This is a genomic window from Actinoplanes sp. L3-i22, assembly GCF_019704555.1.
Classification (GTDB): Bacteria; Actinomycetota; Actinomycetes; order Mycobacteriales; family Micromonosporaceae; genus Actinoplanes.
The window spans coordinates 478,600-504,493 of record NZ_AP024745.1; the positions used below are offsets into that span (position 1 = coordinate 478,600).

Consider the following 25,894-nt stretch of genomic DNA (forward strand, 5'->3'; position numbering starts at 1 on the left):
GGCCCGCACTCTCAGGGGATTCTGAGCAGCGGGGCGGGGTCGCCGGAGCGCCAGGTCGCGGGGAGGGCGGCGAGAAAATCCGCGGCCGCCGCGGTGTGCAGGCTGCCGGCGCGAGCGCCGGGCACGATGCTGGTTCCGCTCACCGGCACCAGGCGTACGCCGTCGGCATAGAGCTGGGTCGCCCCGGTCACCGGCCCGCTCGCCAGTGGTGCCGGCGCCCGCCCGGCCAGGGCCGACAGCAGCGGCTCGAGCAGCGTCAGCGCCGCGACCAGCCCGGCATAGGGATTGCCGGGCAGGCTGACCACCCAGCGGCCGTCCGGCAGCTCGGCCAGCCCCTGTGGATGTCCCGGCCGGCACGCCACCCCGCGCACGTGCCACGTCGCGCCCAACTCGGCCAGGACATCGTGCAGGTGATCGGCGGCCCCGGCGGACGACGAGCCGCTCACCGCGATCACCTCGGCGTCGGCCGACTCCAGCGCGGTGACCAGCGCCTCCGGCCGATCCGGCAGGCGGGTGCTCCCGGCGAGCCGGCCGCCGGCCCGGGCGGTGACCGCGGTGACCAGCCCGGTGAAGCTGTCCCGCACCTGACCCGGGCCGGGCTGTCCGCTGGTGATCACCTCGTCGCCGGTCACGAACAGCGCGACCGCCGGCGGCCGATGGGTGCACAGCTCCTCGACGCCGGCCTGGACGGCCGCGGCCGCCGTGGCCGCGGTGACCGGGCGGCCCGCGTCGACCAGCAGGTCGCCCGGGTTGAGGTCCTCACCGGCCCGGCGGATGTGCGGACCCCGGATCTCGCCGGTCACCCGGTCGCCGGCGCGGGTGCAGTGCTCGTACGGCAGGATCGCCGCCGCGCCGGCCGGCACGACCGCGCCCGTGCCGATCTCCGTCGCGGTGCCGGGCCGCATCGTCGCGGGCTCGCCGGGGCCGGCCAGCAGACGGCCGGTGACCTGCCACGGGCCGGGGCCGCGGACCGCGTACCCGTCCATCGCCGCGGTGTCGAACGCCGGCACCGCGACCGCGGCCCGCAGCGGCGCGGCCAGAATCCGGCCGATCGCGGCGTCCGGTGTGGTTCGCTCGGCGGGGAGCGGGCCGGCCAGGTCGCGGGCGGTGGCCTGGGCCCGCACCCACGGCATTCCGGGGCCGTGCGGCCGGCGCGCCGGTGCGGTCATGGTGGCCTGCTCCATCTCGGTCACGGCGGCATGGTGTCCTGTCGATGATGTGCCACCGGGGCGACGCCGGCCGCGGCGGGCGGTGCGGAGCCGCAGCTGCGATCACGTCTCGTCATGATGGCCTGAATCTGCGCGTGAGTAACGACATGTTGGCTGGCAACTGCGAATGATTAGGGTGAGTGGCATGACGGTGTTCCAGATCGGCGAGGCGGCCGGGTTGCTCGGGGTCAGCCCGGACACGGTGCGCCGCTGGGTCGACGCGGGCCGGCTCGCCGCGTCCCGTGACGAGCACGGGCACCGGGTGATCGACGGGGTGGAGCTGGCCGGTTTCGTCCGTGCCCAGGCCGCCGATCCGGACGATCGCTCGGACAGCTCCTCGGCCCGTAACCGGCTGCGCGGGATCGTGACCGCGGTGGTCAAGGACACCGTCATGGCTCAGGTGGACATTCAGGCCGGTCCGTTCCGGGTGGTGTCGCTGATGAGTCGGGAGGCCGTCGACGAGCTGGACCTGCAGGTCGGCTCGGTGGCGGTGGCTGTGATCAAATCGACCACCGTCGTGGTGGAGCGGGCCACTTTGGGGAGGACCAGTTGAAACTCAAGTTCGCGGCGGCAGGTCTCGCGACCGTGCTGGCGTTCGGCCTGGCCGGTTGCGGTGACGACACGTCGTCCGGCACGCCGGCGGCCGGCGGCAGCAGCTCGAGCGCCGTCACCGGCACGGTGACCGTGTTCGCGGCGGCGTCGCTGACCGAGTCGTTCACCACGCTCGGCAAGCAGTTCGAGGCGGCGCACCAGGGCACCACGGTGAAGTTCAACTTCGCCGGCAGCTCGGCGCTGGCCACCCAGATCAACCAGGGCGCCCCGGCCGACGTGTTCGCCTCGGCGTCGCCGAAGACCATGACCACCGTCACCGAGGCCGGCAACGGCGCCGGCGCGGCCACCACGTTCGTCAAGAACCAGCTGGTGATCGCGGTGGCGAAGGGCAACCCGAAGAAGATCGCCGGGCTCGCCGACCTGACCAAGCCGGGCCTCAAGGTGGCGCTCTGCGCCGACGCCGTGCCCTGCGGCGCCGCGGCCAAGACCGCGCTGGAGGCCTCCGGGGTCAAGCTCACCCCGGTCACCCTGGAGCAGGACGTGAAGGCGGCGCTGTCCAAGGTCAAGCTGGGCGAGGTGGACGCGGCGCTGGTCTACCGCACCGACGCCCAGGTCTCCACCGCCGACGTGGACGCGGTCGAGTTCCCCGAGTCGGCCAAGGCGATCAACGACTACCCGATCGTGGTGCTGAAGAACGCCGCCAACCCGGCCGGCGGTCAGGCGTTCGTCGACTACGTGCTGTCGGCCGACGGCAAGACCGTGCTGACCGCAGCGGGGTTCCAGGCACCGTGACGACGGCCCCGGCGGTGGTGCCGCGACGGTCGGGCACCGCCGCCCGGGTCCCGGTGGCCCTGCTCGTGCCCGCGATCGGCGGGCTGATCTTCCTGGTCCTGCCGCTGGCCGGGCTCCTCTGGCGGACCCCGTGGGCGACATTGCCGCAGCGGCTCGCCGAGCCGGAGGTGCGCGAGGCGCTGAAGCTCTCGCTGCTCACCGCGAGCCTGGCCACCCTGCTCTGCCTGTTCCTCGGCGTTCCGCTGGCCTGGCTGCTGGCCCGGGTCGACTTTCCGGGCCGGCGCCTGGTCCGGGCGCTGATCACCGTGCCGCTGGTGCTGCCCCCGGTGGTCGGCGGCATCGCCCTGCTGCTCGCCCTGGGCCGGCGTGGCCTGCTCGGCAGCTGGCTGGACTCGACGTTCGGGGTGACGCTGCCGTTCACCACCACCGGCGTGGTGATCGCCGAGGCGTTCGTGGCGATGCCGTTCCTGGTGATCTCGGTCGAGGGCGCGCTGCGGGGCGCCGACACCCGGTTCGAGGAGGCCGCCGCCACCCTCGGGGCGACCCGCTGGACCACCTTCACGCACGTGACGTTGCCGCTGGTGGCGCCTGGGATCGCGGCCGGTGGGGTGCTCTGCTGGGCGCGGGCGCTGGGCGAGTTCGGGGCGACGATCACGTTCGCCGGGAACTATCCGGGGATCACGCAGACCATGCCGCTCGCGGTCTACCAGACCATGGAGAGCGGCGACCTGGACGGAGCGGTGGTGCTGAGCCTGCTCCTGCTGGCCGTGTCGGTGACCATCCTGGCCGCCCTCCGCGACCGCTGGCTGACCGCGCCATGACCGCTTCCGATCATCAGCTGGAGCCGCTGCTCGACGCCCGTCTGGTGGTGCGGCGCGGCGACTTCCTGCTGGATGTCGAGCTGTCGATCGGCCGGGGCGAGACGGTCGCCCTGCTCGGGCCGAACGGGGCCGGCAAGACCACCGCCCTGCGCGCGCTGGCCGGGCTCACCCCGCTCTCCGCCGGGCACCTGACCGTGGCCGGGGCGGACCTGTCGACCACCCCGCCCGAGCATCGCCGGGTCGGCGTGGTGTTCCAGGACTACCTGCTGTTCCCGCACCTCAGCGCGCGGGACAACGTGGCGTTCGGGCCGCGCCGGCAGGGCGCCGACCGGCGGGCCGCGCACGCCACCGCGGACCGCTGGCTGGACCGGGTCGGGCTGGCCGACCTCGGCCGCCGCAAGCCGCGGAGCCTCTCCGGCGGCCAGGCGCAGCGGGTCGCGCTGGCCCGGGCACTCGCCGTCGACCCGGTGCTGTTGCTGCTCGACGAGCCACTGGCCGCGCTTGACGCGCGCACCCGGCTGGAGACCCGGGCCGAGCTGCACCGGCACCTGTCCGCGCACCCGGGCGCGACGCTGCTGGTCACGCACGATCCGCTGGACGCGCTGGTGCTCGCCGACCGGTTGATCATCATCGAGGGCGGACGGGTGGTCCAGGAGGGCGACGCGGCGACGATCACCGCCCGGCCGCGGACCGACTATGTCGCCCAGTTGGTCGGCCTCAACCTGTTCCGCGGGCAGGCCGACGGTCACGCCGTACGGCTGGAAAATGGTTTTGTCCTGACCGCGACCGACAGCGTGGCGGGCGACGCGTTCGTCGCCTTCCCCCCGGCGGCCGTCGCGTTGCACCCGCAGCGACCGGACGGCAGCCCGCGCAACACCTGGCCGGCGACCCTGACCGACATCCAGCGGCACGGCGACAACCTGCGGGTCCGGCTGGACGGCCCGATCGTGGTCGCCGCCGACATCACCCCGGCCGCCGCGGCGCACCTCGACCTGGCCCCGGGGCGTGAGCTGTGGGCGGCCGTCAAAGCCAGCGAGACCCGGGCATATCCCGCCACGTGACGCTATGACCGATCCGGTATGACTTCCTGGAGATCAACCACAGCTCATTCATAGAGTTCAATGTTTCGCTGCGCCCATGACACCGACACCTGATCCTGACAACGACGCGTACGTCCGCGAGGTGCACGACAAGGGCCTCACCTTCGACCTGGGCACGATGTCCCGGCGCCGGATGCTCGCCGTGCTCGGCGGCACCGGGGCGATCGCGGTCGCCGGCGGCGCCGTGCTGCTCGGCGGGGACGCCGAGGCCGAGGCGGCGACGATCAGCTGCGCCGAGGAGGTCGAGTCGGAGACGGCCGGCCCGTTCCCCGCCGACGGCTCGAACGGCATCGACGTGCGGACCGTGTCCGGCGTGGTCCGCAGCGACATCCGGCGCTCGTTCGGCGCGTCCACCACCAAGGCCGGCGGGGTGCCGCTCTACTTCAGCCTGCTGGTCCAGGATCTGGACTGCAAGCCGCTGGCCGGCGCCGCGGTCTACGTCTGGCACTGCGACCGGGAGGGGCGCTACTCGCTCTACTCCTCGGGGGTGACCGAGGAGAACTACCTGCGCGGCATCCAGGTCACCGACCGGTTCGGCCGGGTGAGCTTCACCAGCGTCTTCCCGGCCTGCTACACCGGCCGCTGGCCGCACATCCACTTCGAGGTCTACTCGTCGCTGACCGACGCGACCGGGGGCGCCGGGCCGATCCGCAAGACGTCGCAGATCGCGTTCCCGGAGGAGATCGCCGACCGGGTCTACGCCGAGGCGCCCGGTTACGAGCAGAGCGTCACGAACATGGAGCGCATCACGCTCGTCTCCGACATGGTGTTCGGCGACGACCTCGCGGCCCGGGAGATGGCCACGGTGGTGGGCGACCCGCGGTTCGGCTACGTCGCGCTGCTCCAGATCACCGTCGACCCGACCGCGGTCGAGGTGCCCGGTGGTCCCGGTGGCCCGGGCGGCCCCGGTGGTCCCGGCGGCCCGAGCGGTCCCCCGCCCAGCGGCCCGCCGCCGACCGCCTCACCCAGCCCGACCGTGTAGCACCCGGTTCGGCGCAGGACGTCCAGCTCAGGGAAGGGGGAGCCCCGAGCTGGACCCCGCGAGGATCCGCTGACTGAGCGCCGACCAGGTCGCCAGTTCGGCCGGCGTCAGCGCGGCGAACCACTCGGCGACCGCGGCCTCGTCGCCGGTGTCGCGCTCCGCCCAGTAACGGGCGCCGGCCTCGGTCGGGACCAGGCGCCGGCGGCGTTTGTCGGCCGGATCCGGCTCGATCCGCAACATGCCCTTGCGCTCCAGTGCCGCGACCAGCTGCGCCGCGTTCTGATGGGTGGTGCCCATCGCGGCGGCGGCCTCGGTGAGCGCCGGCGTGCCGAGCGCGCGGACCGCGGTGAGCAGCGCGGCCTGCTGCGTGGTCAGGCCGTCGGCACGAAGCCGGTCGTCCATCAGGTAGCGCAGGCGCTGGCCGAGGAGCAGAGCGAGCCGGAACGCCCGGACCGGGGGCGTGAGCTGCGAATCCGGGCCCAGATCGAAGAGGGTCTGTTCAGGCGGGGGCATCGGCAATATATTACACACATGGTTCGCAATATATTGCCGAACTCGGGTGTCTGCCTGCTGCCGCACTGTGCGTACCTGTCGGAGACCTCCCGGATCATCGAGATCCACCGGGCGCTGGGGGATCGCGGGATCGTCCCGCGCGTCGCCACCTACGGCGGCACCTACGAGTCGGCGTTGCAGGCGGCCGGCATCGACTACGACCTGATCGGCCCGCGGATGGACGCGTCCCGCTGCGCGCGGTTCCTGCGGGAGCAGCCCAGCAGCGGCCCGGTGTGGCAGAGCGCGTACAGCGACGACGAGCTCCGGGCCTACGTGCTCGCCGAGGCCGGTTACTTCCGCGCGCACGGCGTGACGACCGCGGTCACCGGCTTCTCGCTGACCACCACGCTCTCCACCCGGGTCGCCGGGATCCGTCTGGTCGGCGAGCACTCGGCGAGCTGGGTCCCGCCGATGTTCGAGCGGGGCCTGCTTCCCGCGCCGTCGAAACCGTTCCTCGGCATCCGGTCGGCCTGGTTGTCCAACCGGATGCCGCCGCGGGTCAGGTTCTACTGTGGTGGATTCAACCGGATCGCGCGTGAGCTGGGCGTTCCCGGGATTCCGAGCACCGCGGCGCTGGTCCTCGGCGACCTCACCCTGGTCACCGAGGTGCCCGAGGTGCTGGGCGTCTCCGGGGCGGAGATCGAGGCGTGGCGACCCGGGCGCGGCTACCGCTCGTCGACCCGGCTGCGGGTGACCGGCCCGCTCTTCGCGCATCTGCCGATCCCGCTGCCGGCCGAGGTCGCCGCGTTCCTGGACGGTCCGGGCCCGATCGTCTACGTCGCGATCACGTCCAGCCCACCGGCCCTGATCCGGGCGGTCGTCCGGGCGCTGCGGCCGCTCCGGGCCCGGATCCTGGTCGCCGGAACCGTCCACGACCTGGCCGATCTGTGCGACGACCGGGTCCTGGTCGCCGGCGTCCTGCCCAGTCATCTGGTGATGCCCCGGGTCGATCTGGCGATCACCGCCGGCGGTCAGGGCAGTGTGCAGACCGCGATGGCCGCCGGTGTCCCCCTGCTCGGCATCCCGTTGCAGCTCGAGCAGGACCTCAACGTCACCCTGCTGGAACGCCGGGGCGCTGCCCGCTGGGTAGCGCCCCGGCAGGCCGGCACACCGCGCCTGACGGAGCTGGCCGGCGACCTGCTGACCGATTCCGCCTATCGGCGCGCGGCGCAGGCGATTCGCCGGCTCTACGACGCGACCGACGGCCCGGCCAACGCGGCAGAGCAAATTCTTGCGGGTACGGCGTGAGCCGCGCGGTCAGCGGAACAGCTGGAGCACGGACGCGCCGCCGCAGGCGAGGACCAGGACCGCGGCCGCGGCGAGGCCGAGGATCATCAGCGGCCGGGCCGGCCTGGTGTGTCGGCTGTCCCGCGGCCCGGGCCGGCTCGGCAACGGGCCCGGCGGGGTGGACACCGGCCGCGCCGACCCGGCGTACCGCGACGGCCCGCCGTTCATGCTCGCCGCGTCCGCGAAGGCCGGCGGCCGTGCCGATCCGGCGAACCGCGGCTGCCCGGCCGGGGTGGCCGGCGACAGGTTGGTGAGCATCCGGGTCGGCGTGTCGCCGTCCGCGCTGCGCAGCCGGCGGCACAGCTGGATGATCTCGTCCGGCGTGGGCCGGGCCGCCGGGTTCGCCGCGGTGCAGGCGCGGATCACCGCGGCCAGCGCCGGATCGACGCCGTCCAGGTCGATCTGCTCCTGGACCAGCCGGACATAGATCGATTGAAAAGAGCCTTCGCCGTACGGCCGTCGCCCGGTCGCCGCGTGCGCCATCGTCACGCCGAGCGCGAACACGTCCGCGGCGGGTGTGAGGTCGTCGCCGTCCACCATCTCCGGCGCGATGTAGCCGGGCGTCCCCATCGACACCCCGGTCAGGGTGAACCCGCTCGCCCCGGCCGAGCGCGCCAGACCGAAGTCGATCAGCTGCGGCCCGGTCGCCGAGAGGATCACGTTCTGCGGCTTGAGGTCGCGGTGACAGATCCCGTGCCGGTGGATGTCGCTCAGGCCCTCGGCCACCGCCGCCATCACCTCGGCGCAGGTGCTCGGCGGCATCGGGCCCTCGGTCCGGACCGCCGCGGACAGGGTCGGGCCGGGGATGTACTCGGTCGCCATCCAGTACGGCGGCGCGTCCAGCTTGCAGTCGATCAGGGCGGCGGTGTACGCGCTGCGCACGGTCCCGACCATGGTCACCTCGCGACGGAACCGGGCCACCGCCTCGCGGTGCTCCAGGTAGTCGGGGCTGATCACCTTGATCGCGGCGGGGCGACCGCCGGGCGAGCGTCCGAGGTAGACGGTGCCCATTCCGCCGCTGCCGAGGGCCGATTCGATCTCGTACCGGCCGACGCGGAGCGGTTCACCGGGCAGGAGTGGCCGCATTGATCCGCAATCCCTTCGGTTGTTGATCAGCAAGAGGCACACACATGCTCGCAGATGAATGGAAACCCGCCGCACCGGGCGAAAGTCGCGTTCCCGACGGTATTTTACGGTCCGACCCGTATCAGCCCCGGTCGCCGCGGCCGTGCATCCCTTTTGTGCCGGCCTGCGGGTTGGCTTCCCGATACCGTGCGCCCGGGGGAGTGGCCGAGATCTCCATCGAACAGCCATCGACCATCAGTATCGGGAGGCGCCCGGCCCGCCGGCGAGCCCGTGGTCCTGGCCGGCGCACCACCGCAGCGAGGTTGGTGCGGATCTCCGGAGCGCTGGAGGCGGTTCAGGGCCGTGCCGGTCCGCGCGACCACCAGCACGACGCGCGAGTAGTCAACGGTCGCCCACGGGTTCCGGGTTCCGAACGAGGGATCACGCGCCGGCGTCGAGGTCGTCCTCGATGTCCGGCGCATCCCGCCGACCTGGACGGTCGCCGGCCGCTCGGGCGCGGCCGGCGACGGCCGGGGTCAGGCCGCGGCGACCAGATCTTCCGGGTACGTCGTGCCCAGCTCCTGGAACACCGCCGCGTTCAGGGTGAACGCCAGCTGCGACTCGGCGACCAGGGTGTCCAGCTCGGCGTCGGGCAGATCGAGCGCGTCCAGCCGGGCGCGGTAGACGGTCTTGTACGCCTTCGGATCGACAATCTGGTCGAACCGGTAGAAAGCCGTCCCCAGCGAGCCGAGGTGGTACGTCGCGGCGACCTTGCGGCCGACCAGCTGACCACCGGACAGATCGCCCAGATAGCGCACATAGTGGTGCGCCACGAAGTGCCCCGGCGAGGTGTAGCAGAACTCGCGCAGCCGCTCCGCGTACCGCCGGGTGGCCTCGACCGGCTCGACGTGCGCTTCCCAGTTCGGGCCGTACAGGTGGGCCAGATCGGACTCCAGCGCGGCGACCCGGGACAGGGCCGGGTCGGCGAAGTCCCCCGCGACCGGGTTGTCGCGCATGGCGAGCGCCGCGGCCTCCAACTCCCGGTAGACGATCAGGTACTGCGCGGTGAGCGCGGCGAACCCGGCGATCGGGACGGTGCCACCCATCAGCCGGGCGATGAAGCTGCGGGTCTCGGCGTCCCGGTGCTCGGACATGGTGGCCTTGCGGATACGTGCGGCGAATCCGGTCATCTGTCGGCTCGTCCTTCCTGGTGGTGGTGGGGAGGAAGCACGACAACGGCGTCGTACTCGATCATGCGGCGGGAGTGCGGACGCTGTCCAGCGCGGTGGCCCGGGCCCGCCGCCGCCTCCGGACCAGCCGGAGGATCAGGTAGAGCAGGGCCGCGCCGAGCACCGCGACCAGGGCCCAGGGCCAGGCCCAGACGCCGGTGCCGCGGGAGACGGTGGGGAGTCGCTGCTCGAACGACGCGGGCACCACGGAGACCTCGGCGGCCAGCCGGACCGTCGGCTGCACGCCGAGGATCTTCTCGGTCACCGTCACCGAGCCGCCGGGCAGCAGCTCGGGGATCACCATGCCACCGGTGCGGGCCAGCTCCCAGCCGAACGGGCCGGTCACCCGGACCGTCCCGGTGCCGCTGAGCCGCAGGTTGCCGGTGTTGTGCACGAGGTACCGGACGGTCATCACGCCGCCGTCGGCGGGGTTCGTGGCCTGGGCGTATTCCAGGCGTACCGAATCGATCTTCAAGGTCGGCGCGACCGCGCCCGCGACCGTGAGGTAGACGCGGGCCGCGACCCGGCGGTCGACCAGGACCTGCTGGCCGCTCGCGGTGGTCTGCGGCTCGGCGATCGAGGCGACCACCCCGCCGGCGTGGTCGCCCGGCGTGGCGTCGGCCGGAACCGAGATCGCGAACGGGACGTCCAGCCGGGTGTTCGCCGGCACGGTGTACTTCGTCGCGCCGAGGGTCGTCCAGGAGCCGATGTCGGTGGGCTTCCGCGCGGCCGGGAGCAGCGCGAACGAGCCGTCGTCGGTGGTGTACGCGTCCGTGCCGTACACCGAGAAGGTGAGCGGCCGGGTGGTCAGGTTGGTGATCCCGACGTAGTCGGTCAGCCGCTCGCCGGGGGCGGCCCGCCGGATCACGTAGTCCCGGCCGTCCGGCCCCTTCGCCGTCGACGGCTGCACCGACCAGCGCACGTCCGAGGCGGCCGGCGCGGCCTGGGCCGGCGCGGGCGAGAGGACGAGCAGAAGTACGGCGGCCAGCGCGCCACGTACGAACATGGTGCTCCTTACGATGGGTGCGGGCCGGCCGGGAATTGTTGCGGAATTCCCGGCCGGTTCCCGCCCGTGGCGAGCCGAGGCTCAGGCGAGCGTCAGGGTGAGCACCGCGCTGTACTCACCGGCGGTGCTGGACTCGGGGATGCCGAGGCTCAGCGCCGCGCCGCACGTGGAACTGCCGAGGCTGCTCCCCGTCTCGGCCTTGCACAGGGTGTGGCTGGCGCCCAGGCCGGTGCCCGGAGCGACCGGACCGCCCGGAGCCACCGCGCTGGTGACGCCCTTCGCGTTCACCAGGCCGCTGTTCGCGACCGCGGCGGTCGGCGTCCAGCCGAGGTTGGCCGCCGGGATGGTCGCCCCGCCGGTCGCGGTGAAATCGGTGACCTGACCGACCAGGTCCCAACCGGAGTTGGTGCCCCGCAGGTCGCTGACCGTGACCGCGTTCAGGTTGCCGGTCGCGGTCTGGCCCGGGGTGGCCGCGGAGAGCGGCACGGCGGAGCCGGCCGAGGTCAGCGTGAGCGCCCCGCCGGTGACCGCCGCGGTGATCTTCTGCGACGCCGAGCCGTTGCCCGGATCGGCCGGATCCGTGGGATCGGTGGGATCCGTCGGGTCGGTCGGGTCGGTGGGGTCGGTCGCGGAGGCCGACGCCGACGCGGTGATCGGGTCGAGCGCCGAGCCGGCCGCGTAGAAGCCCGCGAACGCGCCCGCACCCGCGCTGGTCAGCGTGCTGGCCAGGTTCGAGAACGAGACGGCGCCGTCGGTCACGGTCGGCGCGGTGGTCACCACGGTGGCGATCTCGGCCTGGTCGAGGTGCTGCTCGGTGCTGCCCCCGTTGGCGACCAGGTCCACATCGGCCAGCAGCGAGCCCGTGCCGTCGCCGTCGACGACCAGGGTCGGGTTGGCCAGGGTGATCTCGAACATGTGCAGCGGGTACGAGAAGACGACCGTCCCGCCGTAGTTGACCGTCGCGGTGCCGGCGGTGGCGTCGTACGTGCCACCGGCCGCCGGGAAGTCGAACGTGCCGTCGGCGTTGCGGGTCGCGCCGTCCTTGGTGGCGATCGGCGGGGTGCCGTTGCCGGTGGCGACGTACGCCCGGAACGACGCCTTGAAGCCCCAGTCCAGACTTCCGCCGCCGACCTGGACCGTGGCGGCCATCGCCGGGGACGTGCCGACCAGCGCCGTCGCGGCGCCGAGGGCCAGCGCGCCGGCCCAGAGGGCGGCCCGATACGAGCCGTGTGATGTGCCCATGCTCGTTGATTCCTTCCGAATAGGGCAGTGCTCCGCTGTCGCGGTTTTGTTAGGGTAGCCTCACCTAATTCCGTGATCAAAAGCAAGATCAAGGCAGCTCGAATGTGGTGGGGGCGACAGTGCGCATCGGCCTGAGAACGGCGGCGGCGGTGCTGGCTCTGCTGGTGGTGCCGCTGTCCGGCACACCCGCGCAGGCCGCGAAACGACTCACGGTGTCCACGACCAAGGGCCTCGACCGGGCCGGCCAGACGGTCACCGTCACCGGTCGCGGCTACGACGTCGACAAGGGCATCTACGTGGCGTTCTGCCTGGACAACGGGCCGGGCGTGATGCCCTCGCCGTGCGGCGGCGGGGCCGACATGGCCGGCTCGTCGGGCTCCTCGGCGTGGATCTCGTCGAACCCGCCGTCCTATGGGGAGGGCCTGGCCACGCCGTACGGCAAGGGCGGCTCGTTCTCGGTGCGGATCCGGGTCAGCCAGATGATCGGGGACGTCGACTGCGCGGTGCGGGGCTGCGCCATCGTGACCCGAAATGATCACACTCGGACCAGTGATCGCTCGCAGGATGTGCGGGTTGCGGTCAGGTTTGCCCCGGTTCAGCACGGCTCGCCGGTGACAACGGCCACGGGTGGAGTGGCGGCGACCGCCGGTTCCCCCGCAAAAGGGGCAACCAAGACTCCGGTCGGGCCGCCGACCGGGCGCCTCGCCACCGCCGCGCCGACGGATGCGGTGCCGACGGCGGCCGCGGTTCCGGCCGCCGACATCGCGCTGACCCGGACCAGCTCGGCCACGCCGATGGGGCACTGGTGGGCGATCGGCGGCGCGTTCCTGGTCGGCCTGCTCGCCGCGTCGCTGGCCGGCCGCCTCCGCCGCCGCCGGAAGGGAGCAAGCGCATGATCCGCCGACTTGCCGGGGCCATCGCCGTCGCGTTGCTGCTCACCGGCTGCACCGCGGTCAGCGAGGTGGGACCGGAAACGGACACCACGGCCAACGGCTGTGGGATCGCGACGGCCACGCTGGCCACCGCGGACATCAGCCCGCTCGACCCGCGGCCCACGCCGAAGTTGCCGGTCACGGTCGACTCGGCGGACGGCCGGAAGGTCACCGTGACGAGCGCCGACCGGATCCTCGCGGTCAACCTCTACGGCTCGCTCGGCGAGATCGTTTTCAGCCTCGGGCTCGGCGACCGGGTGATCGGCCGGGACACCTCGACGACGTTCCCGGCCGCGAAGAAGCTGCCGCTGGTCACGCCGCAGGGGCACGATCTCTCCGCGGAGGCGATCCTCAAGCTCAACCCGACGGTGCTGCTCGCCGACGACAGCATCGGGCCGCCGACCGTTCTTGATCAGGTGCGTAAGGCCGGCATCCCGGTCGTCGTCGTGGACGACGAGCAGACCCTCGCCTCGGTGCCCGAGCACATCCGCGCGGTGGCCGCCGCGCTCGGCGTCCCGGAGGCGGGCGAACGCCTGGTCACGCGTGTCCAGAGCGAGATCGACGCGGCCCGGGAGTCGGCGCCGAAAACCGGAAAACCCTTGAAGATCGCATTTTTGTACGTACGGGGCACCGCCGGCGTCTACCTGATCGGCGGCAAGGGAGCCGGCTCGGACGCGATGATCCAGGCGATCGGGGCGGTCGACGCCGGCACCGCGATCGGGCTCGCGAAGTTCCGCCCGATGACCAGCGAAGGCCTGATCAACGCGGCCCCGGACGTGATCCTGGTGATGACCGAGGGCCTCAGATCCGTCGGCGGCGTCGACGGGCTGCTCAAACTCGCCGGGGTGGCGCAGACGCCGGCCGGGATCAACCGCCGGATCGTGGACATGGACGACGGGGTGCTGCTGAACTTCGGCGCGCGGACCGGGCAGGCCGTCGCCGCGCTGGCCAAGGCGGTCTACGGCCCATGCAACTGAACGACGACCAGCCGCGGCTCGCTCCGGCGCGGGTGCGGTCGGGGCGGTTCACGGCGTACCGGAAATCGGGTTTGATCTTTGGTCTCGGGTTGGGGTTGGTGGTGGTCGCGCTGCTCGCGGCGGGACGCGGGCAGGTCCCGATCTCGCCCGCCGAGGTCGCCGGGTCGCTGCTGCACCGCCTCGGCCTGGACGTCGGACCGCTGCCCGCCGCGGTGCAGGGCGAGAACGCGCTGTGGCTGGTCCGCTTCCCCCGGGTCACCCTCGCGATCCTGGTCGGCGCGTCCCTGGGCTGCGCCGGCGCGCTCATGCAGGGCGTCTTCGGCAACCCGCTGGCCGAGCCGGGCGTGGTCGGCGTCTCGGCCGGCGCGGCGGTCGGCGCCGCGGCCGCGATCGTCAGCGGCCTCACCGTCCTCGGGAACTGGAGCACCGCCGCGGCAGCGTTCACCGGCGGCATCATCACCACCTTCCTGGTGTACGCGATGTCGCGCGCCAACGGACGCACCGAGGTCGTCACGCTGGTGCTGACCGGCGTCGCGGTGAACGCCACGGCCGGCGCCCTGCTCGGCCTGCTGATGTTCCTGACCGACGACGACGGGGTCCGGGCGATCGCGTTCTGGCAGCTCGGCAGCCTGGCCCAGGCGACCTGGGGCGCGGTCGGGGTGGCGCTGCCGTGCGCCGCGCTCGGCCTCGCGGTGGCCTTCGTCTGCTCGCGGAAACTCGACCTGCTCGCCCTCGGCGAGGGACCCGCCCGGCACCTCGGCGTCGACACCGAACGCCTGCGGATCACCGCGATCGTGGCAACCGCCCTGCTCACCGCGTCGGCGGTGGCGTTCACCGGAATCATCAGCTTCGTCGGCCTGGTCGTGCCCCACCTGATCCGGATGGCCGCCGGGCCGGGCCACCGCGTGCTGATCCCGGCCAGCGCCCTGGGCGGCGCGATCGTCGTGGTACTCGGCGACCTGATCGCCCGGACCGCCGTCGATTACCAGGAGCTGCCGCTCGGCGTGCTCACCGCGGTGGTCGGCGGGCCGGCCTTCTTCTGGCTGCTCCGGCGGACCCGGGCACGGGCGGGAGGCTGGGGATGACGGCTGTTCCGGGGCTGCGGGCGGTGGGCGTCCGCGTCCGGCTCGGTGGGCGACCTGTGGTGGACGGCGTCGACCTGCACGTCGACGCCGGGGAGGTGGTGGCCCTGGTCGGCCCGAACGGCGCCGGGAAGTCCACTTTGCTCGCCGCGCTCGCCGGTGACGTCCGGGCCGAGGGAAGTGTCCAGGTCGCCGGGCGGGAGATCGGCGGATATCGGCCGGTCGAGCTGGCCCGGCTGCGCGCGGTGCTGCCGCAGAAGGCGACGCTGTCGTTCCCGTTCACGGTCGGCGAGGTGGTCCGGATGGGCCGCGCGCCCTGGGCCGGGCGGCCGGAGCGGGCGGAGGATCCCGAGGCGGTTGCCGAAGCCATGCGGCAGACCGAGACGACCGATTTCGATCAGCGCCCGTTTCCCGCGCTCTCCGGCGGCGAACAGGCCCGGGTGGCGCTGGCGCGGGTGCTGGCCCAGCGGACTCCGGTGCTGCTGCTCGACGAGCCGACCGCCGCGCTCGACCTGCGGCATCAGGAGCTCGTCCTGGGCACGGCCCGGGACCGGTCCCGGGCCGGGGCGGCGGTGATCGTGGTCCTGCACGATCTGGGCCTGGCCGCGGCGTACGCAAATCGGGTCTATGTCCTTGCCGCAGGCCGTGTCCGCGGTGCCGGCCCACCGGCCGAGATCTTCACCGACGAGCTGCTCAGCGACGTCTACCAGCACGACGTCGAGGTATTCCCACACCCCACCGGAGGCCCTCGACTGATCGTCCCCCGCAGAACCTGACCGGCACCGTCACGTCTCCCCACGAAACGCCGCCGGTGAGGAGGCCGCTGATTTTTCGACGCCGCGGGGTTTGCGGCGGCGGAAAATCATCGGACTCCTCACCGGTTACCAGGCGTTTTGTGCGCGGAGCGAAGCGGAGCCAAGCTAGCTCAGTCTGCGCCTGTCAACCCTCACAAAATCACCTTCACCCACCGAGCGAAGCGGCGGCCGAGGCGATCGTCGCGGCGAAGTAGCTGACCTGGGTGTAGACGCCCGGCTTGTTGGGGCGGGCGCATCCGTCGCCCCAGCTCACGATGCCGACCTGGACCCATGCGTTGGCCGAGTCGCGGCGGAACATCGGGCCGCCGGAGTCGCCCTGGCAGGTGTCGGTGCCACCGGCGGTGTAGCCGGCGCAGATCTCGTTGCTGGCGATGATCTCGCCGTTGTACATCGAGCTGGAGTTGCAGGTGGTGTCACTGACGAACGGGACGGTCGCCTTCAGCAGGTAGCGCTGCTGCGCCCCGCCCTCGGTGGCCGCGCCCCAGCCGGAGATGGTGAACGTGCCGGTGTCGTACGCCGTGGTGGTCGCGGTCGGCAGCGTGGCCAGGCCGGTCACCGGGCTGGCCAGGCGGATCAGCGCCCAGTCCTTGCCGTTGCCGTTGTAGCCGGGCGCTCGGTACACGTAGTTCGACTTCCGGGTGATCTTGCTGGTCGAGTTCAGGTCGACCACGCCGAGGGTGGCGGTGATCGAGGTGTTGGTGCCGGTTCCGCTGACGCAGTGCGCGGCGGTCAGCACCAGGGTCGGGCTGTACAGCGCGCCGCCGCAGCCCATCGACAGCCGGACCATGAACGGGAATTCGCCCTGGGCGGCCCGGGTGCCGCCGACCACGCTCGCGTCGGCGTGTGCCGCGCCGGGTGCGATCAGAACGCCCATGGTGGCGGCGGTGATCGCGGCGGCCATCGTCGCCAGCAGGGTTCGCCATCTGCGCATCTTCGGTTCTCCTCGTCCCGGGGGATACGCCCGGTGGGGCGTTCAGAAGAGACTCCCATCAATATCTACGAACATGGATATCCCAAACCACTCATACCGCCGGACACCGGCCGGGCGGTGGCCGGGTGATCGACGAATGAAGATTTGTTATTGACTGGATGGCGTAACGGTCGTAATTTTCATCAGCAACGGGGTTGGATGAAAAGGATGACCGCAGGCTCGGCCGCGCGAAAGGACAACCGTGAGCGTCACCAGCGAGGACTACCTGCAGCAGATCCGGGCCGTGGTGGACCGGGTCGGCACCGGCCAGGCCGACCAGAAGCGGCGCGCCGCCGACCTGCTGACCACGACGATCCGCAACGGGGGCGTGATCCAGGCGTTCGGCTGCGGGCACTCCGAGGCGTTCGCCATGGAGATCGCCGGCCGGGCCGGTGGCCTGGTCCCGACGAACCGGATCGCCCTGCGGGACGTCGTCCTCTACGGCGGTGACCCGCTGGACGTGCTGGCCGACCCGATGGTGGAGCGGGACACGACGATCGCGCACCGGCTCTACGAGCTCGCCCCGATCAAGCCGGACGACGCGTTCATGATCGCGTCGAACTCCGGGATCAACGGTGCGGTCGTCGAGATGGCGCTGCTGGTCAAGGAGCGTGGGCACGCGCTGATCGCGGTCACCTCGGCGCGGCACTCGGCCGGCGTCGCGTCGCGGCACCCGAGCGGGCGCAAGCTGAGCGAGCTCGCCGACGTGGTGCTGGACAACGGGGCGCCCTACGGGGACGCGGTTCTTCCGCTGCCGGGTGGCGGCGCGGTCGGCGCGGTCTCCTCGATCACCGCGGCGCTGCTGGCCCAGCAGCTCGTCACCGAGGTGGTCGCGAACCTGATCGCGGCGGGGGTCACGCCGCCGGTCTACCTGTCCGACAACGTGCCCGGCGGCAAGGAACACAACGCCGAGCTGGAGGCACGCTACGCGGGGCGCATCCGGCGTACCGCATGAATCGGTTTTGATTTTCTCTCGGGCTCTGGAATGCCATCCCGACCACCGACCGGAGGGTCCCGGCGCAGGGTCTGGCCGCTCTGCGGGTCAGCCGGGGCCACCGCAGTGTTCCATCGGCACATCCGCGCCGGAATGACCGCCGGCGCGGTCGAGCAACTCCTTTTCCCCATTCCCCCTTTGGGAGGAGTCCGTCCATGTTGATCGATAGACGTAAATTTATCGGCATTGCCGTGGCCGTCCTGGCCGCCTCGGGCATCGTCGCCCTGGGCTCCGGCTCGCCCGCCTCCGCCGCCGACTGCGGCTACCTTTTCGACGACTTCCACTACAACACCTCCTCGGACGCGGCGCTGACCGCGAACGGCTGGACGCCGCGCAGCTACCAGGGCGGTCCCGGCGTGGCCGGGGCGAACTGGTCGCCCGCCAACATCACCTTCCCGACCGCCAACGGTGACAAGGTCGCGCAGCTCACGTCGTACACCGACGGCACCGCCGCCGGGACCGGGCACGCCGAGCTGTACTCGACGCAGAAGCGGTATCTGGAAGGCACCTACGCCAGCCGGATCAAGTTCACCGACGCGCCGGCGAGCGGGCCGGACGGCGATCACATCAACGAGACGTTCTTCACGATCAGCCCGCTCAACGGGGACCTCGACCCGACCTACAGCGAGCTGGACGTCTCCGAGTACCTGCCGAACGGGGGCTGGGGCGAGACCGGGCCGATCAACTACCAGACCACCTGGTACACGTACCAGAACGAGCCCTGGTACGCGGACAACCTGCACTCCTCGCAGCGGTCCAGCCTGGACGGATGGCACGACCTGGTGGTCCAGGTGGCGAACGGGCACGTCGTCTACTGGATCGACGGGGTGCAGGTCGGCGACCACGGCGGGAAGTACTTCCCGCGCCAGACGATGACGATCAACTGGAACCTGTGGTTCATCGACCTGGCCGCGCACTCGGGCGGGAAGAGCACGTACGTCCAGCAGGTCGACTGGGTGCTGTTCGCCAAGAACCAGGTGCTGTCGCCGGCGCAGGCGACCTCGCAGGCGGCCGGGTACCGGACCGGTGGCACCGGGTTCCTGGACACCGTCGCGTCCAGCGGCACCTGCTCGACCCCGACGAACCCGCCGTCCTCCCCGCCGACCTCCCAGCCGCCGTCCTCCCCGCCGACGTCTCAGCCGCCGGCGACCGGGTGCTCGAACGCGCCGGAGTGGGCGTTCGGCAGCGTCTACCTGGGTGGGGCGCTGGTCAAGCACGAGAAGAGCAAGCTCGGCGACCCCAGTGGGCCGGCCTCGGGGCAGGGCAAGCACCTGTGGAAGGCGCGGTACTGGACACAGGGCTCGGAGCCCGGCTGGACCGAGCAGTGGCAGGACCTCGGCCCCTGCTGATCAACCGATGAAACGGCGGGGCGTCTCCACGGGGGCGCCCCGCCGCGGTGTGCCAAACGGGGTCCGTCGTTGAACCGGACGCGCCCGGCCGGCGTGGGCTTGAACGTGAGCCCAGGCGACGGGGAGGTGGGGAACGTGCGGTTCGACCCGGAGGACGGCCTGCGTGCCTTTCAGGCGCAGGTGGAGGAGCGTACGCACGAGACGCTCCGGTTCAGCGCCGAACTCGAGGCGGTCGAGGTGACCGAGCGCTCCCCCGGCGGCGAGGTGACCGTTCGGGTCAATTCCGCCGGTGGGCTGACGGATCTTCGATTTCACCCCGAGGCCGACCGGGTCTCCCGGGAGGAACTCGCGCGGCTCGTCCTGGACACCTCACGGCGGGCGCAGGCCCGGCTCGCCGAGCGGGTCGGGGCGATGGTGGCCGCGGTCTTCGGGGCGGAATCCGGGACGGCGGCGCTGATCAACGAGGCGTACGGGAAGCGGTATCCGGCGGCGGGTGACTCCGATGAGCGTTGACATTTCTCCTGACGAGGTCCGGCGGCACGCGCGGGACGTCGACGAGGTGGCGCGGATGCTCGACGAGGCTCGGGCGGCGGGGGCGCGGATCCGGATGTCGAACAGCGCATACGGGTATCTGATCGGGCCGCTATTCACGCATCGGTATCTGAATCCGCACGGTGACGAGGCGGTCGATGCCATGCGCAAAGCCGTCGACGGGATGCAGGCGCTGGCCGACGAATTGCGGGCCATGGCCATGGTGTTCGAGGAGACTGATCGGGACTCGGCGGCGCGGCTGCGGGGGACGCGATGAGCGACGGGATGGCGATCTCGCGGCCTCCGTTGACGGCGCCGGCCGCGGACACGAAGTGGTACGAGGGCGCCGGCATTCTCGAAGCCGCGATGAGCATGAAGGACGGATTCGACCAAAACGATCTCCTCACCGGTTTCGGCAACCTCGGTGTTCTCGGATTGGGCGCGCTCGGAGCCGTCATGGATCCGTTTCAGGCGGTCTTCGCGGCGGGGGTCGGATGGCTGATGGAACATCTCGACTGTCTGCGACAGCCATTGGACTGGTTGGCCGGGGATCCGAAAGAGATCGAGGGCCACGCGGATACCTGGCGCAACATGCAGGTGCGCGTCGAAAAGGCGGTGACGTTCTTCGAGGGCCAAGTCACCTCGGTCACCGCACCGTGGCAAGCCGAGTCCGTCACCGCGTATCGCGCGAAGGCGGCCGGTATGGCTGACGGTGTTCTCGCGTTGGGTGAGGTGGCCGGCGCCATGGCCGAGGCGACGCTGGTCGCGGGTGCGATCGTCGGCGTCGTTCGCAACACCGTGCGTGACCTGATCGCGGAGGTCGTGGGAGCGGCGATCTCGAAGGCGCTGCAGGCGCTCCTGGTCGTGACGATTCCCAAGATCCTGGCCGAGGTGGCCCTGCTGGTCGCCAAATACACCGGGAAGATCGTTCGAGTCCTCCAGCGACTCGACGATGCCATTGCCGAGCTCGGCGGCAAGTTCGCACTCGTCAGGGCCATCTGTGGTCGCATCAAGGATCTCCTGGAAGAAGCCACCTTCGGGTCGGTGTTCCTCAACTCGGCGAAGCTCGCCGAGGCGGACGGCTACCTCGCGGACAGCGCGGGTCCATGGGCTGCGTACAAAGCGGCATATCACACCTTCGATCATGCCGATGAGGTCGTCTACGGTACGAAGGCGAAGGTTGCCGTGGACGCCTTACGCGAAGGACTCCGGGGCAACAGCATCCAGAACGGCGCCGCCACCGGCGACACCCTGCTGGACAACTGATTCACTCCGCCGGCAGATTCCGATGAATGCTCTTGGAGATGCGCGATGACTGATGAGAATCGGGCGGCCTATCGCAAGCGCCGGATGGCGGAGATGTTGGCCGAGGCCGAAGCCGGCGTGGCTCGTTCCAGGGCTGCCAAGCAGAGGGCCGCGGAGATCGGGCCGGTGATCGAGAGCAGGCGTGGTGGGTGGTTCCGCAATGTTCTCGGCCTTCTGATCATTTTGGCGGTCTCGTTCGTCCTGCTCGCCACGTCGATGACCGTTGCCCGCTTCACCGGTGCGGATTTCGCCGATGCTCGCCGGACGGGCGAGGCGAAGATCGTGAGTTGCGAGCGCCGGGGGCCGGTCAGCCTCAAAGGGTTCGGCTATTACAAAGCATGCTCAGTTTCGATCTCGTGGAGCGGGCGGGCTCGCGTGACGATCGACAAACCCGGGTTCTTCACCGATGAGAAGCCGGGGGATACGTTCACGATCGGCGAGAACACGGGTAGTCGGGGTCGCATCGGGTACTCGCGCGCCGAACTGCCCAGCCGGGGATGGGTGACCTTCATCGCCGCCGTGATCGGCTTTCTGGGCGTAGTGCCGATCCTCCTGCTGCTCGCCATGTTGCGTGACGGACTCCGCGGCCTGTTCCGGCGGCGGCGGGAGTAGTGCGGCTTTTCTGTCGTACCCCCTTGGTTTGATCTCGGCATGGGTGCTTCCGGTTGGAGTTACTACGTCGCGTACCAGCCTGATCTGGGGCGGGCGCTCGACGAGCTGCGCAAGAAGGTCTTCGACGAGGGCGACTACTGGTGGGCCGAGCCACACGAGCTCGGCAAGTCCGCCGCCGACTGTCCGAACCGGCCGCGGACCGAGGAGGAGCTCTGGTCGTCCGAGTCGGTGCAGGAGTGCGGGACCCACTCGATCCTCGACGTGCGCGAGGTGGTGCCGACCCGGTCGAAGGCGACGCTCTGTACCGTCGTCCCGCTCCGGGAGGACGAGATCCTGGCGGCCGCGGGGGTCGTCAAGCTGACCAGGGCGCACGTCGGGGTGATCGAGGATCTTGCCAATGAGCGCTGGCTCGGGCGCTGCGCGGTGCTGCACGACGACGCCGGTAATCCGTCCGAGATCTACTTCTGGGGTTTTTCGGGAGACTGAGTGCGACACACCATATGGCGTTGCGTCGGCTCGGCGAGGCCCATATATAGTGTCGATCGCAGCTGGTTCGGCGCGCCTTCACGGGCGGGCCGAGGCAAGAGGGAATCCGGTGTGAGGCCGGAACTGCCCCGCAGCGGTGAGTGGGAACGACCGCCGTCACACGGCACTGGGCCGCATGGCCTGGGAAGCGACGGCCAGTAGGAACGAGCATGTCGCCCACGAGTCCGAAGACCTGCCAGCGCGCCGCACGCAAACCGTGTGCGGCGGTCGAAGGCCGCGTGGGACGGTCGACGCCTTCGCTTTGCCGTGCGCGCCTGCGGGCCCGTGCGCGAGTGTGGTGTCTTCCTGCGCGGGTTGCGGCCGTGTTGACTCGCGAGGGAAGAGGGCCATGACGCTCACGCCGGAGAAGAGCCCGGAAAAAAGCCTGGACGCGGCCACCGTTCCGGGGCAGCGCCGCCAGGTGATGCAGGTGCGCAAGCGCAACGGCGAGCTGGAGCCGGTCGACGTCAACAAGATCGTCGCCGCGGTCGAGCGGTGGATCACCGGTCTGGACGAGGTCGACCCGCTGCGCGTGGCCACCAAGACCATCAGCGGGCTGTACGACGGCGCCACCACCGAGGAGCTGGACAAGCTCTCGATCCAGACGGCCGCCGAGCTGATCGGCGAGGAGCCGCAGTATTCGCGGCTCGCCGCGCGCCTGCTGATCGACCTGGTCTCGCAGGAGGTCCGCGAGCAGGACGTCACCATGTTCAGCGAGTCGATCGCGCTCGGCCACGCCGAGGGCCTGATCGGCGACGACACGCTGGCGTTCGTCACCGAGCACCGGGACGAGTTGAACGCCGCCATCGACCTCGGCGCGGACCTGCGCTTCGAGTACTTCGGGCTGCGTACCGTCGCCGACCGTTACCTGCTGCGCCACCCGACCAAGCGGATCCCGATCGAGACCCCGCAGTACTGGCTGCTGCGGGTCGCCTGCGGCCTGTCGCAGACCGCGGCCGAGGCGATTGGCTTCTACCGCCTGATGTCGTCGCTGGCGTACCTGCCCAGCTCGCCGACGCTGTTCAACTCCGGCACCCGGCACACCCAGATGTCGAGCTGCTTCCTGGTGGACTCGCCGAAGGACGAGCTGGACTCGATCTACGAGCGGTACCACCAGGTCGCGAAGCTGTCGAAGTTCTCCGGCGGCATCGGCATCGCCTGGTCGCGGGTCCGCGGCCGGGGCGCGCTGATCCGGGGCACGAACGGCAAGTCGAACGGCATCGTCCCGTTCCTGAAGACCCTCGACGCGGGCGTGGCCGCGGTCAACCAGGGCGGCCGGCGCAAGGGCGCGGCCTGCGTCTACCTGGAGCCGTGGCACCCGGACATCGAGGAGTTCCTGGAGCTGCGGGACAACACCGGCGAGGAGTCCCGGCGCACCCACAACCTGAACCTGGCCAACTGGATCCCGGACGAGTTCATGCGCCGCGTCGAGGCCGACGAGGACTGGTCGCTCGTCGACCCGTCGGACGCCCCTGAGCTGCCCGATCTCTTCGGCGAGGAGTTCACCGAGGCCTACCGCAACGCGGAGAAGAAGGCCGTCAAGACGGTCAAGGCCCGGGACCTGTACGGACGGATGATGCGCACCCTGGCGCAGACCGGCAACGGCTGGATGACGTTCAAGGACCGCTCGAACGCGCTGTCGAACCAGACCGGCGCGCCGGGCAACACCATCCACCTGTCGAACCTGTGCACCGAGATCCTCGAGGTGAACTCGGACGACGAGACCGCGGTCTGCAACCTGGGGTCGATCAACCTGGGCGCGCACACCACGGCGGACGGCGTCGACTGGGAGCGGCTGCGCGCGACCGTGCGTACCGCGGTGGTCTTCCTGGACCGGGTCATCGACATCAACTACTACCCGTCGCAGCAGGCGGAGGCGTCGAACCCGCGCTGGCGGCCGGTCGGCCTGGGGCTGATGGGCCTGCAGGACGCGTTCTTCACGCTGCGGCTCCCGTTCGACTCGGCCGAGGCCAAGGAGCTCTCCACCCGGGTCCAGGAGGAGATCCTGCTGACCGCGCTGGAGGCGTCCGCCGGTCTCGCCGAGCAGTTCGGCGCGCACCCGTCGTTCCCGGAGACCCGCGCGGCCAAGGGCGACCTGCACCCCGAGCTGTGGGGCGCCGAGCTGTCGCAGACCGCGCGCTGGGCGTCGGTGAAGACCCGGATCGCGGCCACCGGCCTGCGTAACTCGCTGCTCGTGGCGATCGCGCCGACGGCCACCATCGCGTCGATCGCCGGCTGCTACGAGTGCATCGAGCCGCAGGTCTCCAACCTGTTCAAGCGCGAGACGATGTCCGGCGAATTCCTGCAGATCAACACCTATCTGGTACGGGAGTTGAAGGCCCGCGGGCTGTGGACCGCCCCGATCCGCGAGGCGATCAAGCGGGCCGAGGGGTCGGTGCAGGGCATCACCGAGCTGCCTTCCGACATCAAGGACATTTTCCGTACGGCGTGGGAGCTCCCGCAGCGTGCCCTGATCGACCTGGCCGCGGCCCGCGCGCCGTTCATCGACCAGTCGCAGTCGCTGAACCTGTTCCTGGCCTCGCCGACCATCGGCAAGGTGTCCTCGATGTACCTGTACGCCTGGAAGTCCGGCCTGAAGACGTCGTACTACCTGCGTTCGCGCCCCGCGACCCGGATCCAGCAGGCCACCACCGCGGCGGTCGCCCCGGCCGCGGCCGTGCCGGCAGTGGTGGCCCCGGTCGTCATCCCGGCGCAGACCACCACCCTGGTCGCCAACCCGTCCGGCGCCGGCCAGGTCGCCACGCTGAGCCTGAACCTGCTCGGCGACACCGGCGGCGCGCTCGCCGCGTCCCTTGAGAACCCCGATATCTGTGAGGCCTGCCAGTAATGCTGCTCGACCCTGGAATGGACCTGACCCTGCGGCCGATGAAGTACCCGCACTTCTTCGACCGCTACAAGGACGCCATCAAGAACACCTGGACGGTCGAGGAGGTCGATCTCCACTCCGACCTCGCCGACCTGGCCAAGCTGAGCCCGGCCGAGCAGCACCTGGTGTCCCGGCTGGTCGCGTTCTTCGCCACCGGCGACACGATCGTGGCGAACAACCTGGTGCTCAACCTGTACCAGCACGTCAACTCGCCGGAGGGCCGGCTCTACCTGTCCCGGCAGCTGTTCGAGGAGGCCGTGCACGTTCAGTTCTATCTGAACCTGCTCGACACCTATGTGCCGGACGAGAACGAGCGGTTCGAGGCGTTCGCCGCGATCGACAACATTCCGTCGATCGCGCGTAAGGCCGAATTCTGTTTCAAGTGGATCGACTCGGTCTTCGATCTGCGCAAGCTGGAGACCCGCGAGCACCGGCGGGCGTTCCTGCTCAACGTGATCTGCTTCGCCGCGTGCATCGAGGGCCTGTTCTTCTACGGCGCCTTCGCGTATGTGTACTTCCTGCGCTCCCGCGGTGTCCTGCAGGGCCTCGCCTCCGGCACCAACTGGGTGTTCCGCGACGAGAGCATGCACATGGCGTTCGCGTTCGACGTGGTCGACACCGTCCGGCAGGAGGAGCCGGACCTGTTCGACGCCGAGATGGAGCAGCAGGTCCGCGACATGCTGGCCGAGGCCGTCGAGTGTGAGGTCCAGTTCGCCGAGGACCTGCTCGCCCAGGGCGTCTCCGGGATGTCCCTCGGCGACATGCGCGAATACCTGCAGCACGTGGCCGACCGGCGGCTGCAGGTGCTCGGCATCGCGCCGATGTACGGCAGCAAGAACCCGTTCGCCTTCATGGAGCTGCAGGACGTCCAGGAGCTCTCGAACTTCTTCGAGCGCCGGGTCTCCGCCTACCAGGTCGGCGTGACCGGAAGCGTCAGCTTCGACGACGACTTCTGAGTCGCGGCCGCTGACCACGGGAAAGCCCGGGACCGGTGGAACCGGTCCCGGGCTTTTGTGGTTTTTGCAACCGTGCCCACCCGCGGACGTCGCCCTTGCGGGTCTCGTGTTCTGGGCGCCCCG

26 protein-coding genes and 1 riboswitch are annotated in these 25,894 nt (G+C 71.0%); of the genes, 19 read left to right on the forward strand and 7 right to left on the reverse strand.

Annotation, left to right across the window (positions count from 1 at the left end):
* Positions 1–11: 11 nt before the first annotated feature.
* Complete coding sequence (locus L3i22_RS02190; RefSeq protein WP_255658640.1) at positions 12–1,184, reverse strand: molybdopterin molybdotransferase MoeA; 1,173 nt, start codon at positions 1,182–1,184, stop codon at positions 12–14.
* A gap of 169 nt (positions 1,185–1,353) precedes the next feature.
* Between L3i22_RS02190 and L3i22_RS02195 the strand changes: the two genes are divergently transcribed.
* From L3i22_RS02195 to L3i22_RS02215, 5 genes are all read left to right on the forward strand, one after another.
* On the forward strand, positions 1,354–1,761 hold the full coding sequence (locus tag L3i22_RS02195) for a molybdopterin-binding protein (RefSeq protein ID WP_221325334.1): 408 nt from the start codon (positions 1,354–1,356) through the stop codon (positions 1,759–1,761).
* Positions 1,758–2,552, forward strand: a complete 795-nt coding sequence (modA, locus tag L3i22_RS02200) for a molybdate ABC transporter substrate-binding protein (protein WP_255657894.1) — start codon at positions 1,758–1,760, stop codon at positions 2,550–2,552. The genes L3i22_RS02195 and modA overlap by 4 nt, the downstream gene beginning before the upstream one ends.
* Positions 2,549–3,373, forward strand: a complete 825-nt coding sequence (locus L3i22_RS02205; RefSeq protein ID WP_221325335.1) for an ABC transporter permease — start codon at positions 2,549–2,551, stop codon at positions 3,371–3,373. The genes modA and L3i22_RS02205 overlap by 4 nt, the downstream gene beginning before the upstream one ends.
* On the forward strand, positions 3,370–4,434 hold the full coding sequence (locus L3i22_RS02210) for an ABC transporter ATP-binding protein (protein ID WP_221325336.1): 1,065 nt from the start codon (positions 3,370–3,372) through the stop codon (positions 4,432–4,434). Before L3i22_RS02205 ends, L3i22_RS02210 begins: the two co-directional genes overlap by 4 nt.
* A gap of 76 nt (positions 4,435–4,510) precedes the next feature.
* Entirely contained in the window at positions 4,511–5,455 is a 945-nt protein-coding gene (locus L3i22_RS02215; protein WP_221325337.1) for an intradiol ring-cleavage dioxygenase, read from the forward strand.
* 27 nt (positions 5,456–5,482) lie between these two features.
* Here the strand turns inward: L3i22_RS02215 and L3i22_RS02220 are convergent, their stop codons facing one another.
* Positions 5,483–5,968 (reverse strand): MarR family winged helix-turn-helix transcriptional regulator, encoded by a 486-nt coding sequence (locus L3i22_RS02220; protein WP_221325338.1) that lies wholly within the window; start codon positions 5,966–5,968, stop codon positions 5,483–5,485.
* 18 nt (positions 5,969–5,986) lie between these two features.
* Between L3i22_RS02220 and L3i22_RS02225 the strand changes: the two genes are divergently transcribed.
* Positions 5,987–7,255: a glycosyltransferase gene (locus L3i22_RS02225; RefSeq protein ID WP_221325339.1), complete on the forward strand. Its 1,269-nt coding sequence runs from the start codon at positions 5,987–5,989 to the stop codon at positions 7,253–7,255.
* Between the two features lie 9 nt (positions 7,256–7,264).
* On the opposite strand, the gene L3i22_RS02230 is transcribed toward L3i22_RS02225, so the two are convergent.
* The 4 genes from L3i22_RS02230 to L3i22_RS02245 form a co-directional block, all read right to left on the reverse strand.
* Entirely contained in the window at positions 7,265–8,380 is a 1,116-nt protein-coding gene (locus L3i22_RS02230) for a serine/threonine-protein kinase (RefSeq protein WP_221325340.1), read from the reverse strand.
* A gap of 515 nt (positions 8,381–8,895) precedes the next feature.
* Positions 8,896–9,549: a heme oxygenase (biliverdin-producing) gene (locus L3i22_RS02235; protein WP_221325341.1), complete on the reverse strand. Its 654-nt coding sequence runs from the start codon at positions 9,547–9,549 to the stop codon at positions 8,896–8,898.
* A 61-nt stretch (positions 9,550–9,610) separates the two neighbouring features.
* A complete protein-coding gene (locus L3i22_RS02240) occupies positions 9,611–10,594 on the reverse strand; it encodes a WxL protein peptidoglycan domain-containing protein (RefSeq protein WP_221325342.1) in 984 nt (327 codons plus the stop codon).
* 81 nt (positions 10,595–10,675) lie between these two features.
* Positions 10,676–11,836: an HtaA domain-containing protein gene (locus L3i22_RS02245; protein ID WP_221325343.1), complete on the reverse strand. Its 1,161-nt coding sequence runs from the start codon at positions 11,834–11,836 to the stop codon at positions 10,676–10,678.
* 119 nt (positions 11,837–11,955) lie between these two features.
* Here L3i22_RS02245 and L3i22_RS02250 point away from each other — a divergent pair, with 119 nt between their 5' ends.
* The 4 genes from L3i22_RS02250 to L3i22_RS02265 are packed head-to-tail and all read left to right on the forward strand — an operon-like array spanning position 11,956 to position 15,603.
* On the forward strand, positions 11,956–12,732 hold the full coding sequence (locus L3i22_RS02250) for a hypothetical protein (protein ID WP_221325344.1): 777 nt from the start codon (positions 11,956–11,958) through the stop codon (positions 12,730–12,732).
* Positions 12,729–13,745 carry a hemin ABC transporter substrate-binding protein gene (locus L3i22_RS02255; protein WP_221325345.1) on the forward strand — a complete coding sequence of 339 codons (1,017 nt, stop codon included), beginning with the start codon at positions 12,729–12,731 and terminating at the stop codon, positions 13,743–13,745. The genes L3i22_RS02250 and L3i22_RS02255 overlap by 4 nt, the downstream gene beginning before the upstream one ends.
* Positions 13,736–14,830, forward strand: coding sequence for an iron ABC transporter permease (locus L3i22_RS02260; RefSeq protein ID WP_221325346.1), 1,095 nt, complete (start codon positions 13,736–13,738; stop codon positions 14,828–14,830). Before L3i22_RS02255 ends, L3i22_RS02260 begins: the two co-directional genes overlap by 10 nt.
* Positions 14,827–15,603 carry a heme ABC transporter ATP-binding protein gene (locus L3i22_RS02265; protein ID WP_221325347.1) on the forward strand — a complete coding sequence of 259 codons (777 nt, stop codon included), beginning with the start codon at positions 14,827–14,829 and terminating at the stop codon, positions 15,601–15,603. The genes L3i22_RS02260 and L3i22_RS02265 overlap by 4 nt, the downstream gene beginning before the upstream one ends.
* A 184-nt stretch (positions 15,604–15,787) precedes the next feature.
* On the opposite strand, the gene L3i22_RS02270 is transcribed toward L3i22_RS02265, so the two are convergent.
* A complete protein-coding gene (locus L3i22_RS02270; RefSeq protein WP_221325348.1) occupies positions 15,788–16,573 on the reverse strand; it encodes a serine protease in 786 nt (261 codons plus the stop codon).
* A gap of 241 nt (positions 16,574–16,814) precedes the next feature.
* Between L3i22_RS02270 and L3i22_RS02275 the strand changes: the two genes are divergently transcribed.
* The 9 genes from L3i22_RS02275 (at position 16,815) to L3i22_RS02315 (ending at position 25,771) form a co-directional block, all read left to right on the forward strand.
* A complete protein-coding gene (locus L3i22_RS02275) occupies positions 16,815–17,567 on the forward strand; it encodes a sugar isomerase domain-containing protein (RefSeq protein WP_221325349.1) in 753 nt (250 codons plus the stop codon).
* 194 nt (positions 17,568–17,761) lie between these two features.
* Positions 17,762–18,955, forward strand: coding sequence for a glycoside hydrolase family 16 protein (locus L3i22_RS02280; protein ID WP_221325350.1), 1,194 nt, complete (start codon positions 17,762–17,764; stop codon positions 18,953–18,955).
* 135 nt (positions 18,956–19,090) lie between these two features.
* On the forward strand, positions 19,091–19,468 hold the full coding sequence (locus tag L3i22_RS02285; protein ID WP_221325351.1) for a YbaB/EbfC family nucleoid-associated protein: 378 nt from the start codon (positions 19,091–19,093) through the stop codon (positions 19,466–19,468).
* A complete protein-coding gene (locus tag L3i22_RS02290; protein WP_221325352.1) occupies positions 19,458–19,763 on the forward strand; it encodes a type VII secretion target in 306 nt (101 codons plus the stop codon). The genes L3i22_RS02285 and L3i22_RS02290 overlap by 11 nt, the downstream gene beginning before the upstream one ends.
* Complete coding sequence (locus tag L3i22_RS02295) at positions 19,760–20,752, forward strand: hypothetical protein (protein WP_221325353.1); 993 nt, start codon at positions 19,760–19,762, stop codon at positions 20,750–20,752. Before L3i22_RS02290 ends, L3i22_RS02295 begins: the two co-directional genes overlap by 4 nt.
* A gap of 45 nt (positions 20,753–20,797) precedes the next feature.
* On the forward strand, positions 20,798–21,403 hold the full coding sequence (locus tag L3i22_RS02300) for a DUF6346 domain-containing protein (protein ID WP_221325354.1): 606 nt from the start codon (positions 20,798–20,800) through the stop codon (positions 21,401–21,403).
* 39 nt (positions 21,404–21,442) lie between these two features.
* A complete protein-coding gene (locus L3i22_RS02305; RefSeq protein WP_221325355.1) occupies positions 21,443–21,889 on the forward strand; it encodes a hypothetical protein in 447 nt (148 codons plus the stop codon).
* 46 nt (positions 21,890–21,935) lie between these two features.
* Positions 21,936–22,144, forward strand: a riboswitch (cobalamin riboswitch).
* Positions 22,145–22,277: 133 nt separating this feature from the next.
* On the forward strand, positions 22,278–24,776 hold the full coding sequence (locus L3i22_RS02310; protein ID WP_221325356.1) for a ribonucleoside-diphosphate reductase subunit alpha: 2,499 nt from the start codon (positions 22,278–22,280) through the stop codon (positions 24,774–24,776).
* Positions 24,776–25,771 (forward strand): ribonucleotide-diphosphate reductase subunit beta, encoded by a 996-nt coding sequence (locus L3i22_RS02315; protein WP_221325357.1) that lies wholly within the window; start codon positions 24,776–24,778, stop codon positions 25,769–25,771. Before L3i22_RS02310 ends, L3i22_RS02315 begins: the two co-directional genes overlap by 1 nt.
* Positions 25,772–25,894 lie beyond the last annotated feature (123 nt).